Consider the following 13,224-nt stretch of genomic DNA (forward strand, 5'->3'; position numbering starts at 1 on the left):
GAGCTTTTTTATGTCACTTTTTAGCGCACAGCAACCACCAAAATCTCTCTGTATTTTACGCTTATCCGCCATTGGTGACGTAACCCATGCTTTAGCTGTGGTACAGGAAATTGCTCGTTTTTATCCTGAATGCAAAATCACTTGGATTGTAGGCAAGGCCGAATATGCGCTATTGTCATCTCTCACTGATTTAAATTTAGTTGTGTACGACAAAAAAACAGGTTGGAAAGGACTAATAGCATTATGGAAACAACTTAAGAATCAACAATTTGATGCGTTATTAAATATGCAGACAGCTATTCGCGCATCTATTTTATCTCTTGGCATTAAAGCCAAATATAAAATTGGTTTTGGGCAAAAACGTAGCCGAGAAGGACAACATTTTTTTGTGAATCAACGTGTTAATGATCCTGAAAATCCCCATGTGCTAGAAGGTTTCAAAGCATTTGCTTACAAAATTGGCGTACCTGAATTTCAACCCCATTGGCATTTGCAAATTCCCGCCGAAAGCAAGGAAAAAACCAAACAATTCCTTGCCACAGATAAACGAAACTTAGTGATTGCGCCTTGTTCCAGCAAAGTAGAAAAAGATTGGATAACTGAACGCTATGCGGAAGTGGCGAAAATTGCTCACCAACAAAATATTCATGTCATTTTATGTGGTTCGCCTGCCAAACGTGAGATGGAAACTTGTGAAAAAATCACCGCACTTTGTGATTTTCCCATTACTAACGCTTGTGGCAAAACCAATCTTGCAGAACTTACCGCATTAATTCAACAAGCAGACTTAGTCATCGCACCAGATAGTGGCCCCACGCACATTGCAACTATGGTGGGAACAACTGTTGTTGGTCTTTATGCTTATCATAATCCTTGGCGCACAGGCCCTTATCATCATTTAGATAATGTGGTTTCTGTTTACGAAAAGAATGTGCAAAAAGAATATGGGAAACCTTCTCATCAATTGCCTTGGGCAACCAAATTAAAAGGCAAACAACTGATGGCAGACATTCAAGTGGAAGATGTGTTAGTGCAATTACGCAAACTGCATTTTATTCATTAAGCTAAAAGAAAAAATCTGCCTTTCGGCAGATTTTTTAATAATATGAATGTTCACCACGTTGATGTTCCGTTACATCTCGCGCGCCTTTTAATTCATTTGGGAAGCTTTCAATTAACTGTTTTTCAACGCCATCTTTTAAAGTGACATCAACCATTGAGCAACCATTACAACCACCACCGAATTGCAATACAGCATAGCCGTCATCAGTAATTTCAATTAAAGTAATACGTCCACCATGGCTGGCTAATTGTGGGTTAATTTGTGTCTGAATAACATAATCCACACGCTCAATTAATGGTGCATCATCGGCAACTTTACGCATTTTGGCATTAGGTGCTTTTAATGTCAGTTGCGCGCCTAATTCTTCGGTCACGTAATCAATTTCTGCATCTTCAAGGAAAGGCAAGCTGATCTCATCAACAAATGCAGAAAAACTTTCATATTTCATTTCGGTATCCGCTTCTTCTACTGCATTAGGTGGGCAATAAGACACGCCACATTCGGCATTAGGTGAGCCGGGATTAACCACAAATACACGAATATTGGTACCTTCTTCTTGTTGATCCAATAATTTACGGAAATGCGCCTGTGCTGCTGCTGAAATTTTAATTTGTTGCATAGGATACCCTTAATAATCTGACTTTATATGTCGGGCATAATACGCTTAGATCGCTATTTATGCAAATATTATGTACGCGCCAGTCCCCAAACTTGAATATGCTCGATGCCCACTTTATGTAACTGCTTTGATATTTCATTTAATGTGGAACCCGTCGTAATCACGTCATCTAATAAACAAACAGATTTATAACCGCACTTTTTAAATTCAGGCGTAACTTCAAAAGCATTTTTCAAATTGGCTCGCCTGGATTTTGCCGTTAACCCACGTTGACTTGGCGTATGTTTTACTCGTCGCAATAAATCTTCTCTGACTGGAATATTCAGCCATCTGGATAACCATTTCGCCAATAACGCCGTCTGATTGTAACCTCTTTTCCATTGGCGTTTATGGTGTAATGGAACAGGCAAAATAACTTCAGGCAAATCAAGATAATGAGTTCGTCTTGCTTCTCGAATAGCTAAATAAAGCAAGCGTGCCAAAGTACGATCTAACCAATATTGTCCTTGAAACTTGAAACGATGAATTAAGATAGACAGCGGTTCTTTATAATGCCCAACAATCACCATTTGCTGCCAACTCGGCTCATTACGTAAACATTGCCCGCAATGCTGCTCATTTTTTACCAATTCTGTGCCGCAGCAACCACAATAGCTGAAACGCCGAATTTGTCGATTACAAATACTGCAAAGTCCATGCGAACCAATTTTTAATTTCCGATGACAATGAACACAACAAAATCGCCAAAAATTCATAATTATTCCTTTTTGCACCGCACTTTATGGTAGGCTTACACAGAAAACAGATTAAATACATTTTCTTGTGGTGATTTTGCGAGCGAAATCACAAAATCATTTTCTAAACATTAAAGGACAGAACAATGGCAGATCCACATATTCAATCTCCAATGGATTTTTTAGATAAACTCACCGTTTGCTTATATCGAACTGGTTTTATTTTTGCTGCGATTTTCACCGCACTTTTACCCTATTATGAATTCGCTTTATTAGGTCTTTTTGCCGCGGCAATTCTCTGCGCCTCTTCGTTACATATTTATTTGAAATCTTTTCGCTTATTATTGCAATTTGCTACTTGGATAGGCATGTTTTTATATATGATTAACCAACCGACATTAGCACTTGGCGCGGTATTGGTCACATTAGGTGGGCTGTGTTTTAAAGAATATTTTTGTTTTCGTATTTTCGCATTAAACGCTATGCCAGTGCTTGTGGCTTTATTATGGTTAAGTTATGTGGCTAAATTTAACGGTTTATTGATCATTATAAGCCTGATTTGCGCATTGCTATTTGCGGTTCTCGCTATTCAAAAATGGCGAATGCCATTACATTTTGATATTGGCGACAAAACGAAATATCAAATATAAACAAAAAGGGCGTATTTTTACATACGCCCTTTTTCATTGCTCAACGCTTATTTCACACGTGAAACATATTCACCTGAACGAGTATCCACTTTGATCACTTCGCCGATTTGAACGAATAATGGCACTTTTACTACCGCACCTGTGCTTAAAGTTGCTGGTTTACCACCTGTACCTGCAGTATCGCCTTTGAGACCTGGATCGGTATCAACAATTTCTAATTCCACAAAGTTTGGTGGAGTAACAGAAATTGGTGAGCCATTCCATAAAGTAATAATACAATCCGCCTGATCTAATAACCATTTTTCTGCATCACCAACTGCTTTTGCATCAGCTGAATATTGTTCAAATGTTTCTGGGTGCATGAAATACCAGAATGCATCATCTTTGTATGAGTAGGTTAAGTTTAAATCCATTACATCTGCTGCTTCAACAGAAGTGCCTGATTTAAAGTTAACATCTAATACTTTGCCTGAAATTAATTTACGAATACGTGTACGAGTGAACGCTTGACCTTTACCCGGTTTTACAAATTCATTTTCAACGATGACACAAGGTTCGCCATCTTGCATAAATTTTAGACCTGGTTTGAAGTCAGTGGTAGTATATGTAGCCATATTATCCTCAATTTGATAGAGCTAGTTTTATTAAAGTGCGTATTTTAACCCAAAATATCTCCATTAGAGAAGAAAAAACAACAAATTGGTTGGAAATTCTGGCAAATTCCATTTCCGATCCGAAAGAATTAGTTCAACAATTAAATTTGCCCCTTGATAAATTTGAAAAAGATATTGCTGCTCGCCGTTTATTTGCTATGCGCGTTCCTCAGCCTTTTGTAGATAAAATGGAAAAAGGTAATCCTCTGGATCCCTTATTTCTGCAAGTAATGACGGATGTGAAAGAATTTCAACAAATGGAAGGATTTATCCAAGATCCTTTGCAAGAGCAACAAACCGCTGCGCCAAATATTTTACATAAATACCATAATCGCCTCTTGCTTATGGTAAAAGGTGGCTGCGCCATTAACTGTCGCTATTGCTTCCGTCGCCATTTTCCTTATGAAGATAACAAAGGCAATAAAGCCAATTGGCAAAAAGCATTGGACTATATTGCTGCACATACTGAAATTGATGAAGTTATTTTTTCTGGTGGCGATCCATTAATGGCGAAAGACCATGAACTCGAATGGTTGGTAAAACAATTGGAAAATATACCGCACTTACAGCGTTTACGTATTCACACGCGTTTGCCAGTCGTTATTCCTCAACGCATTACCGATGAACTTTGCCAACTGCTCGCCAATTCTCGCTTTGCGACCATTATGGTCACTCATATTAATCATCCTAATGAAATTGACGAACAGCTCTGCTCAGCCATGGCTAAATTGGCTCAAAGTGGCGTGGTATTATTGAATCAATCAGTGTTATTAAAACAAGTGAATGACAACCCACATACTCTAAAAACATTAAGTGAGAAACTTTTTGCAGCACGAATTTTACCCTATTACTTGCATTTATTAGATAAAGTTGAAGGAGCAAGCCATTTTCATATTGATGATAAGAAGGCAGCAGAAATTTACCAGAAACTACAAACATTAACATCTGGTTATCTGGTGCCAAAACTTGCACGTGAAATTGCTCAAGAGCCGAACAAAACCTTATATTCAAATGAACTTATACTAGGCAAATAACTAAAGATCCTTTAAAATGTAGCCAATTTTTGACCGCACTTTAGCTGCGAATTTTAGCGGTTATTTTGCGTATTTTTAGCATTTATTGAGGTTTATCGTGGAACAAAACAACAAACCATCCAATCAAAGCGAATTGGATTTCGACTCAAATCAAAGCCCTGCACCAAAAGCAGAACAGTCTATCTTATACAAAATGACAGGGTTATTTGGTAAAAAAGATACATCACATACGCAATTTGCTGTGCGTAAAGAACCAACTTTTGGCCCTGCTACGACCAATATTGTGACACCACAGAGTATGCAAAGTGCGGTACAAAACCCGAGCAATCCATCTGTAAACCTAGTTGGCAATCCAACATTGGCTCAGAGCACCTCTGTAGAAGAAAACGAAGTAGATGCATCTGCAACTATGGTAGAAACACCCATTGAAAGCGTAGCAACTGAGAATGTTGTTGTGGAAGAAACAGAAAACGTAGAAACGCCGGTTGAAGCTATCGTTCCGCAACAAGAAAAACCAAATCGTAAAAACCCTGAGAATTGGGCGATTATGCAAAAATTACCAACTAAACATCGCCGTTTATTTATTGCAATTACTGGTGCTATCGCTGTTTTATTGGCGCTTATTTGGTTAAAACCAAGCAATGATACCGTTGAAGAAATTCAAGCTAATAATAGCAACAATATGCCAATAGAATTTCAATCTTTAGATCCAAATAAAGCAGTTGAAGAAAACAATAAAAACGAAACTGCTGTTCTTGAATCTACAGCAACCAATAATCAACCAAGTGTAAGCAACGAGTCTGTAACAACTGAGCAAAAACCAGTTGCAACGGAAGCACTCCCTCAGCAAGCGGTTCAAACAAATGAAACAATGCAACAGCCAGATCAAACCAAAGTTGCAGTAGAGAAAGAAAAAGCGGAAGAACAAGCAAGAATCGCTGCGGAAAAAGCAAAAGCGGTTGAACAGGCAAGAATTGCAGCAGAAAAAGCAAAAGTATCTGAACAAGCAAGAATTGCAGCAGAAAAAGCAAAATTAGCAGAAGCGAAAGCAAAAGAACAAGCCAAAATTGCTACTGAGAAAAAAGCAAAAGCAGCAGCTGAACAAGCGAAAACCAAAGCGCCAGTAGTAGAAGCTAAACCAAGCACAACAGCCGCTACTCCAGCTAAAGTAGCAAGCAACGGTACCAACAAAACCTTAACTGTTCCTGCAGGAGTTTCATTATTCCAGGTATTCCGTACAAATGGTTTAGATATTCGTGATGCCAATGCAATGACAAAAGCAAATGGTGCGAATAATGTACTCAGTAGCTTTAAAGCCAATGATAAAATTCAAGTTTCTGTGAATAGTGAAGGACGCGTGAATACATTACGCTTATCAAATGGTGGTACTTTCACTCGCCAATCAGATGGCTCTTATAAATATCATAAATAAGGAAATTAACATTGAAACCACTTTTATTACTTCTGGCAGTTGGACTGAGCGCTTGTACCATCCACATCGAGCCAATAGAAGTGCCTAAGGCAAAAAGCAAGCCTACAACATTAGATAAAATGGCACAAAAAGGGACAACAGATCTTTATCATTGTAAAAATGGAAAAGATGTAAAAGTTGTACGTCTCACACAAAGTGGTAAGAAATCAAAGAAAATAAAAGCAGATTCTATTAATCTTACTTTTGAAGGCGTGACAGGTAAACTCAACGCCACTTTATCTCAAACAGGTAAATCCTATACTAATATTCATTGGCACTGGTTTGAGAAATCAGATAATAGTAACACCTTACTTAATAGCGTTGGACAAATTCTCGCGGAAGAATGTGTGAAACAACAATAACAAAAAAGGCAGATTTCAATAATCTGCCTTTTATTTTCATTTTATTTTACTAGTTCCACAGCATAATCATTCAATTCGGGTATCGACTTAATCAAGCCTTGCTGTAACATAAAATCAGCGACTTTATGATAACGTTCTTTATCTAAAGTACGAGGATTATCTGCAAATTTTGGATAAGTATCATTCCAAGCAAGACGATTTAGTTCATTATCGAGTTCTTTTGGTTTATAAGCCTTAAACTCTTGCCAGGCTTTTTCTGGGTTTTGTTTAATATAGGTGGTTGCTTGCTCAACTGCGGTTAAAAAAGCAGAAATTTTTGGATCATTTACACGATCTTTATGTGCCACTAAAATTAATTCTTCATAAGAAGGTACGCCATAATTTTCTGGGAAATAGGTTACACCTTCTTTTCCTTCTAAACGTAGTTCATGCAATTCAAAATTACGATAAGCACCGATCACCGCATCAACGCGCTTAGTTAATAAAGATTGTGATAATGCCCAGTTAATATTGACTAACTCAACATCTTTTAGCGTTAAACCAGCTGAAGTCAACATTGCTTTTAATAATGAATCTTCAAAACCACCAACAGAAAAACCGATTTTTTTACCTTTCAAATCAGCTAAGCTTTTAATACCACTCTCTTTTAATAAGGCTAATGAATTAAAAGGAGTAGAAACTAAGGTACCAACTCGAACTAAGGGTAAGCCTTGTTCCACTTGCATATATAATTGCGGTTGGTAGTCCATAGCTAAATCAGCTTGTCCCGCTGCCACTAATTTTGGCGGCATTGAAGGATCAGTGGGTTCCACTAATTCAACGTCTAATCCCTGTTGTTCAAAAAAGCCTTGCTGTTTAGCAATCACCATGCTGGCATGTACAGGATTGGTAAACCAGTCAATTAATACGGTGAACTTTTCAGCAGCTTGTGCTGGCAATATGAGCAACAAAGACGCCAAAAGTGCGGTGAAAAATGAAAGAATTTTTTGCATAAAACCTCCTAAATAAATCATCGTTAGCGCAAATGCCTTACCCAAGGTAAATAATGTGTGAGAATTTTATCTGTAGCAAAATACAAGCACAGTGCAATTAATAATAGAATAAATAATGCAGCAAACATCAGATCAATCTGCATACGCGCATTTGCATGTAACATTAAGTAACCCAATCCCTGTGATGAGCCGACCCATTCTCCCACAATGGCACCAATAGGCGCAATAGATACCGCAATCCTTAGACCTGATGCTAAAGAAGGCATTGCTGCAGGCAAACGCACTTTAAAAAGCATTGCCCAAGCGGAGATGTTGAGCGTTTTAGCCAATTCTAACCAAGCTTTTGGCGTATTTCGCAGCCCGTCATAACAGGCAGCTGTCACAGGGAAATAAATAATTAATACCGTCATGGCAATTTTAGATGCCATACCATAACCAAACCATAAAACCAGCAATGGAGCAATGGCAAATACGGGAATTGCCTGAGAAATCACTAGTAGAGGCAACAGCAATGAAGTCAGCCATTCCGATAAAGAAAGTAATAAAGCAGAAATCAAACCAAGTAAAAAGCCTAATAACAAACCAATAAAAATTTCGATGGCTGTAACTTGAGTATGCTCCCACAATAAAGCAGAGCGGTCCATTAATTCCATGCCAACTTGCTTTGGAGTTGGTAACAAATAATGAGGAAGATCGAAAAAAAAGACCGCACTTTGCCATAACAGAATTAAGCTTACGCACAATAAAATGGATTTAAAAAAAGTCTTCATCAATAATTCTCAGTTAATTCACTAAATAAGCGATTTTCAAGCAACCATAATTCTTCATTTTGCTCAAAACGAGGGGCTTTAGTGGAGGGAATAATCGCTTGCGAAAGTTGTGCGGGTTGATTTTTCAAAACGAAGACCTGATCCGCTAATCGTAATGCTTCTTGCGGATCATGAGTGATTAATAAAACCGTTTTATCTTTTAATAATTCTCGAGATAACTTCTGTAATTGCAAACGTGTTACCGCATCCAAAGCAGAAAAAGGCTCATCCATTAAGATTAAATCAGCTTCCAACATTAAGGTGCGAGCCAAAGCAACGCGTTGCCTCTGACCGCCAGATAATTGATAACAAGGTTTATTTTTATGCTCCGCCATTTTTACTGCAGCCAACAATTCTTCTGCTTTCTGCTTGGTATTCTCATTCGTTTTTGATTGCAAATGTGCTTCTAATTGCACATTGTCTAACACTGACAACCAAGGAAACAAACTATCTTGTTGTGCTAACCAAGCCAGTTTAATTCCCTCTGCAACAGTAACGGTTCCTTGAGTAAAATTAGTTTCCAATCCAGAAATCAGACGTAGCAAAGTTGATTTCCCAATGCCAGAAGCTCCGAGCAAAGCGATCCATTTCTGCTGAGGTAAACTAAAACTAAAATCTTGAAAAATACGTTGTTGACTAAACGCAAAGTCAAGATGTTGAATTTCAACAGTATTCATCATCAATATCAATAAACATAAAGCCCTATAATAGAGGAAAAATAACTAAAAGAGAAAGCAAAATTTATGCTAAAATGCACCGCACTTTTGTATGATGAAATCAAATATGGCGCTAATCGATTACAATCCCCCAACAGAACCTTGGCTTGATATTATTTACCGAGACAATTATATCCTGCTTGTAAATAAAGCAAGCGGGTTATTATCTGTACCAGGGAATCGCCCCGAATATTATGATAGTGCAATGAGTCGAGTGAAAGAGAAATATGGCTTTTGCGAACCTGCTCATCGTTTAGATATGGCAACGAGCGGTATTCTATTATTTGCCATGAGCAAAGCCGCTGACAGCGAATTAAAACGCCAATTTCGTGAAAGAGAAACAGAAAAACACTATCAAGCACTAGTTTGGGGCCATGTTAAACAAGATAAGGGCATCATTGATCTTCCTCTTATTTGTGATTGGGAAAACCGACCGCGACAACGTATTGATTTTGTATTAGGTAAGAAAGCTATTACTGAATTTGAAGTATTAGAACGTTTACCCAATAACAGCACAAGAGTAAAACTCACACCAATAACAGGTCGTTCTCATCAATTACGCCTGCATATGTTGGCATTAGGCCATCCTATATTAGGCGATAAATTTTATTCTCATCCGCAAGCAAAGAGCATGTCTCCACGCCTTTGCTTACATGCAGAAAGCCTAACAATTGCTCATCCAATCACAAAAGAGAAAATGACTTTCTATTGTGAAGCAGATTTTTAGTTATTTAAATAACAACCAATAGGAATAAGTTAAAAATCTTCAGAAAGCATGACCACTAAAACTTCGCATTTTCCCACCGCACTTTTTTCTGTTTTTTGTTTCTGCTTTCTCTTTTTTCAAAAAACAAAAATCCCAGCCATCTCTGACTGGGATTCTCTTTCTCTCTTATTCAAAACCTGGCGGTGTCCTACTCTCACATGGGGAAACCCCACACTACCATCGGCGTTACAGCGTTTCACTTCTAAGTTCGGCATGGATTAGGTGGGTCCACTGCACTATCGCCGCCAAGATTATTCCTTCGATGTCTTTATCTATCTATTTATCGTTCTTTTCTATCACTCTTTATCAAAAACCAAAAACAAGCCTCAAACTTTCAATCTCTTCTCTCTCGTCTAAGTCCAACCCAAAAACAATTCAGGTTGTATAGTTAAGCCTCTCGGGCAATTAGTATGGGTTAGCTCAACGTCTCGCAACGCTTACACATCCCACCTATCTACGTCGTAGTCTACAACAACCCTTACCAACTTAAAGTCGGGGATGACTCATCTTGAGGCAAGTTTCGTGCTTAGATGCTTTCAGCACTTATCTCTTCCGCATTTAGCTACCCAGCAATGCCTCTGGCGAGACAACTGGAACACCAGTGATGCGTCCACTCCGGTCCTCTCGTACTAGGAGCAGCCCCTCTCAATCATCCAACGCCCACGGCAGATAGGGACCGAACTGTCTCACGACGTTCTAAACCCAGCTCGCGTACCACTTTAAATGGCGAACAGCCATACCCTTGGGACCTACTTCAGCCCCAGGATGTGATGAGCCGACATCGAGGTGCCAAACACCGCCGTCGATATGAACTCTTGGGCGGTATCAGCCTGTTATCCCCGGAGTACCTTTTATCCGTTGAGCGATGGCCCTTCCATTCAGAACCACCGGATCACTATGACCTGCTTTCGCACCTGCTCGACTTGTCTGTCTCGCAGTTAAGCTTGCTTATACCATTGCACTAACCTGACGATGTCCGACCGTCATTAGCAAACCTTCGTGCTCCTCCGTTACTCTTTGGGAGGAGACCGCCCCAGTCAAACTACCCACCAGACACTGTCCGAGAACGCGTTCCACGTCCTTCGTTAGAACATCAAACGTTAAAGGGTGGTATTTCAAGGACGCCTCCACAATCACTGGCGTGACTGCTTCTTAGGCTCCCACCTATCCTACACATCAAAATTCAATGTTCAGTGTCAAGCTATAGTAAAGGTTCACGGGGTCTTTCCGTCTAGCCGCGGGTACACCGCATCTTCACGGCGATTTCAATTTCACTGAGTCTCGGGTGGAGACAGCCTGGCCATCATTATGCCATTCGTGCAGGTCGGAACTTACCCGACAAGGAATTTCGCTACCTTAGGACCGTTATAGTTACGGCCGCCGTTTACTGGGGCTTCGATCAGGAGCTTCTCTTTCGATAACACCATCAATTAACCTTCCAGCACCGGGCAGGCATCACACCCTATACGTCCACTTTCGTGTTTGCAGAGTGCTGTGTTTTTAATAAACAGTTGCAGCCAGCTGGTATCTTCGACCGGTTCACCCTTCGTCCGCAAGGGACTACAAGCTACGCCGGCGCACCTTCTCCCGAAGTTACGGTGCTATTTTGCCTAGTTCCTTCACCCGAGTTCTCTCAAGCGCCTGAGTATTCTCTACCTGACCACCTGTGTCGGTTTTCAGTACGGTTTAGATAAACCTGAAGCTTAGTGGCTTTTCCTGGAAGCGTGGTATCAGTTACTTCAGTGCCGTAGCACCTCGTCATCAGTTCTCGGTGTTAAGAGAGTCCGGATTTGCCTAAACTCTCCACCTACCGCCTTAAACAGACATCCAACAGTCTGCTAACCTAACCTTCTCCGTCCCCACATCGCAGTTTATCCAAGTACGGGAATATTAACCCGTTTCCCATCGACTACGCTTTTCAGCCTCGCCTTAGGGGCCGACTCACCCTGCCCCGATTAACGTTGGACAGGAACCCTTGGTCTTCCGGCGAACGAGTTTTTCACTCGTTTTGTCGTTACTTATGTCAGCATTCGCACTTGTGATACGTCCAGCAAACCTCTCGATTCACCTTCTTCCGCTTACACAACGCTCCCCTACCCAACAATGTTTCCATTGATGCCGCAGCTTCGGTGACTAATTTAGCCCCGTTACATCTTCCGCGCAGGCCGACTCGACTAGTGAGCTATTACGCTTTCTTTAAATGATGGCTGCTTCTAAGCCAACATCCTAGCTGTCTAAGCCTTCCCACTTCGTTTCCCACTTAACTAGTACTTTGGGACCTTAGCTGGCGGTCTGGGTTGTTTCCCTCTCCACGATGAACGTTAGCACCCACCGTGTGTCTCCTATGCATTACTCTTCGGTATTCGCAGTTTGCATCGGGTTGGTAATCCGGGATGGACCCCTAGCCGAAACAGTGCTCTACCCCCGAAGGTATTCACATAAGGCTCTACCTAAATAGATTTCGGGGAGAACCAGCTATCTCCCGGTTTGATTGGCCTTTCACCCCCAGCCACAAGTCATCCGCTAATTTTTCAACATTAGTCGGTTCGGTCCTCCAATTAGTGTTACCCAATCTTCAACCTGCCCATGGCTAGATCACCGGGTTTCGGGTCTATACCTTGCAACTAATCGCCCAGTTAAGACTCGGTTTCCCTTCGGCTCCCTTATTCAGTTAACCTCGCTACAAAATATAAGTCGCTGACCCATTATACAAAAGGTACGCAGTCACCCATAAGGGCTCCCACTGCTTGTACGTACAAGGTTTCAGGTTCTATTTCACTCCCCTCACCGGGGTTCTTTTCGCCTTTCCTTCACAGTACTGGTTCACTATCGGTCAATCAGGAGTATTTAGCCTTGGAGGATGGTCCCCCCATCTTCAAACAGGATATCACGTGTCCCGCCCTACTTATCGTAAGCTTAGTACTTCAACCATGACTTCGAGTACGGGATTATCACCCTCTGTGATTGTGCTTCCCAGCACATTCCTCTGTCATCGCTGATATCACTTACTGGCTCTTCCACTTTCGCTCGCCGCTACTCACAGAATCTCGGTTGATTTCTTTTCCTCGGGGTACTTAGATGTTTCAGTTCTCCCGGTTTGCCTCATTAACCTATGGATTCAGTTAATGATAGTAGATTCTTCATCTACTGGGTTTCCCCATTCGGATATCTCGGATTAAACGCCTCTTATCGACTCATCCAAGCTTTTCGCAGATTAGCACGTCCTTCTTCGCCTCTGATTGCCAAGGCATCCACCTTGTACGCTTAGTCACTTAACTATACAACCTCAATTATTCTTGAGACGTCTCATCACTAAACACTTAGCTGCCTTTCTCAGCTAAGATTTTTTCTCTAC

At 40.6% G+C, this 13,224-nt stretch carries 12 protein-coding genes and 2 rRNA genes; 6 read left to right on the plus strand and 8 right to left on the minus strand.

Annotated features, from left to right (window positions below; all coding sequences use genetic code 11):
* Window positions 1–10 precede the first annotated feature (10 nt).
* A complete protein-coding gene (locus tag ACUXZ4_RS00360) occupies window positions 11–1,063 on the plus strand; it encodes a glycosyltransferase family 9 protein (RefSeq protein ID WP_464973107.1) in 1,053 nt (350 codons plus the stop codon).
* Window positions 1,064–1,097: 34 nt separating this feature from the next.
* Here the strand turns inward: ACUXZ4_RS00360 and nfuA are convergent, their stop codons facing one another.
* Both nfuA and ACUXZ4_RS00370 read right to left on the minus strand, forming a co-directional pair.
* The gene (gene nfuA, locus ACUXZ4_RS00365; RefSeq protein WP_464973108.1) at window positions 1,098–1,682 is read right to left on the minus strand and encodes a Fe-S biogenesis protein NfuA; all 585 of its coding nucleotides are present in this window, start codon (window positions 1,680–1,682) and stop codon (window positions 1,098–1,100) included.
* Window positions 1,683–1,750: 68 nt separating this feature from the next.
* Window positions 1,751–2,437: an amidophosphoribosyltransferase gene (locus ACUXZ4_RS00370; protein ID WP_464973109.1), complete on the minus strand. Its 687-nt coding sequence runs from the start codon at window positions 2,435–2,437 to the stop codon at window positions 1,751–1,753.
* A 125-nt stretch (window positions 2,438–2,562) separates the two neighbouring features.
* Between ACUXZ4_RS00370 and ACUXZ4_RS00375 the strand changes: the two genes are divergently transcribed.
* Window positions 2,563–3,066: a DUF2301 domain-containing membrane protein gene (locus ACUXZ4_RS00375; RefSeq protein ID WP_464973110.1), complete on the plus strand. Its 504-nt coding sequence runs from the start codon at window positions 2,563–2,565 to the stop codon at window positions 3,064–3,066.
* 47 nt (window positions 3,067–3,113) lie between these two features.
* On the opposite strand, the gene efp is transcribed toward ACUXZ4_RS00375, so the two are convergent.
* Window positions 3,114–3,680 (minus strand): elongation factor P, encoded by a 567-nt coding sequence (efp, locus tag ACUXZ4_RS00380; RefSeq protein WP_464973111.1) that lies wholly within the window; start codon window positions 3,678–3,680, stop codon window positions 3,114–3,116.
* Window positions 3,681–3,715: 35 nt separating this feature from the next.
* Here efp and epmB point away from each other — a divergent pair, with 35 nt between their 5' ends.
* From epmB to ACUXZ4_RS00395, 3 genes are all read left to right on the plus strand, one after another.
* Window positions 3,716–4,753, plus strand: a complete 1,038-nt coding sequence (epmB, locus tag ACUXZ4_RS00385) for an EF-P beta-lysylation protein EpmB (RefSeq protein WP_464973112.1) — start codon at window positions 3,716–3,718, stop codon at window positions 4,751–4,753.
* A gap of 97 nt (window positions 4,754–4,850) precedes the next feature.
* On the plus strand, window positions 4,851–6,185 hold the full coding sequence (locus ACUXZ4_RS00390; RefSeq protein ID WP_464973113.1) for a LysM-like peptidoglycan-binding domain-containing protein: 1,335 nt from the start codon (window positions 4,851–4,853) through the stop codon (window positions 6,183–6,185).
* A gap of 11 nt (window positions 6,186–6,196) precedes the next feature.
* On the plus strand, window positions 6,197–6,586 hold the full coding sequence (locus tag ACUXZ4_RS00395) for an MliC family protein (protein ID WP_464973114.1): 390 nt from the start codon (window positions 6,197–6,199) through the stop codon (window positions 6,584–6,586).
* Window positions 6,587–6,627: 41 nt separating this feature from the next.
* Here the strand turns inward: ACUXZ4_RS00395 and ACUXZ4_RS00400 are convergent, their stop codons facing one another.
* Genes ACUXZ4_RS00400 through ACUXZ4_RS00410 form a run of 3 tightly spaced genes read right to left on the minus strand, consistent with a single transcriptional unit; the run spans window position 6,628 to window position 9,064 of the window.
* Window positions 6,628–7,578 (minus strand): ABC transporter substrate-binding protein, encoded by a 951-nt coding sequence (locus ACUXZ4_RS00400; RefSeq protein ID WP_464973115.1) that lies wholly within the window; start codon window positions 7,576–7,578, stop codon window positions 6,628–6,630.
* 23 nt (window positions 7,579–7,601) lie between these two features.
* Window positions 7,602–8,348: an ABC transporter permease gene (locus ACUXZ4_RS00405; RefSeq protein WP_464973116.1), complete on the minus strand. Its 747-nt coding sequence runs from the start codon at window positions 8,346–8,348 to the stop codon at window positions 7,602–7,604.
* On the minus strand, window positions 8,348–9,064 hold the full coding sequence (locus tag ACUXZ4_RS00410) for an ABC transporter ATP-binding protein (RefSeq protein ID WP_464974036.1): 717 nt from the start codon (window positions 9,062–9,064) through the stop codon (window positions 8,348–8,350). The genes ACUXZ4_RS00405 and ACUXZ4_RS00410 overlap by 1 nt, the downstream gene beginning before the upstream one ends.
* Window positions 9,065–9,170: 106 nt before the next feature.
* On the opposite strand from ACUXZ4_RS00410, the gene rluA reads away from it, so the two are divergent.
* Entirely contained in the window at window positions 9,171–9,830 is a 660-nt protein-coding gene (gene rluA / locus ACUXZ4_RS00415; RefSeq protein ID WP_464973117.1) for a bifunctional tRNA pseudouridine(32) synthase/23S rRNA pseudouridine(746) synthase RluA, read from the plus strand.
* Window positions 9,831–10,004: 174 nt separating this feature from the next.
* On the opposite strand, the gene rrf is transcribed toward rluA, so the two are convergent.
* Window positions 10,005–10,119, minus strand: a 5S ribosomal RNA gene (gene rrf / locus ACUXZ4_RS00420).
* A gap of 134 nt (window positions 10,120–10,253) precedes the next feature.
* Window positions 10,254–13,147 (minus strand): 23S ribosomal RNA (locus ACUXZ4_RS00425).
* Between the last annotated feature and the right edge of the window lie 77 nt (window positions 13,148–13,224).

The sequence above is a fragment of the Reella acinonychis genome (assembly GCF_052828705.1).

Bases quoted from the DNA above. Each gene is read 5' to 3' on its own strand.
- ACUXZ4_RS00375 (WP_464973110.1), top strand. From the start codon at position 2,563: ATGGCAGATCCACATATTCAATCTCCAATGGATTTTTTAGATAAACTC.
- nfuA (WP_464973108.1), bottom strand. From the start codon at position 1,682: ATGCAACAAATTAAAATTTCAGCAGCAGCACAGGCGCATTTCCGTAAA.
- ACUXZ4_RS00360 (WP_464973107.1), top strand. From the start codon at position 11: ATGTCACTTTTTAGCGCACAGCAACCACCAAAATCTCTCTGTATTTTA.
- ACUXZ4_RS00370 (WP_464973109.1), bottom strand. From the start codon at position 2,437: ATGAATTTTTGGCGATTTTGTTGTGTTCATTGTCATCGGAAATTAAAA.
- ACUXZ4_RS00400 (WP_464973115.1), bottom strand. From the start codon at position 7,578: ATGCAAAAAATTCTTTCATTTTTCACCGCACTTTTGGCGTCTTTGTTG.
- ACUXZ4_RS00410 (WP_464974036.1), bottom strand. From the start codon at position 9,064: ATGAATACTGTTGAAATTCAACATCTTGACTTTGCGTTTAGTCAACAA.
- efp (WP_464973111.1), bottom strand. From the start codon at position 3,680: ATGGCTACATATACTACCACTGACTTCAAACCAGGTCTAAAATTTATG.
- rluA (WP_464973117.1), top strand. From the start codon at position 9,171: ATGGCGCTAATCGATTACAATCCCCCAACAGAACCTTGGCTTGATATT.
- ACUXZ4_RS00405 (WP_464973116.1), bottom strand. From the start codon at position 8,348: ATGAAGACTTTTTTTAAATCCATTTTATTGTGCGTAAGCTTAATTCTG.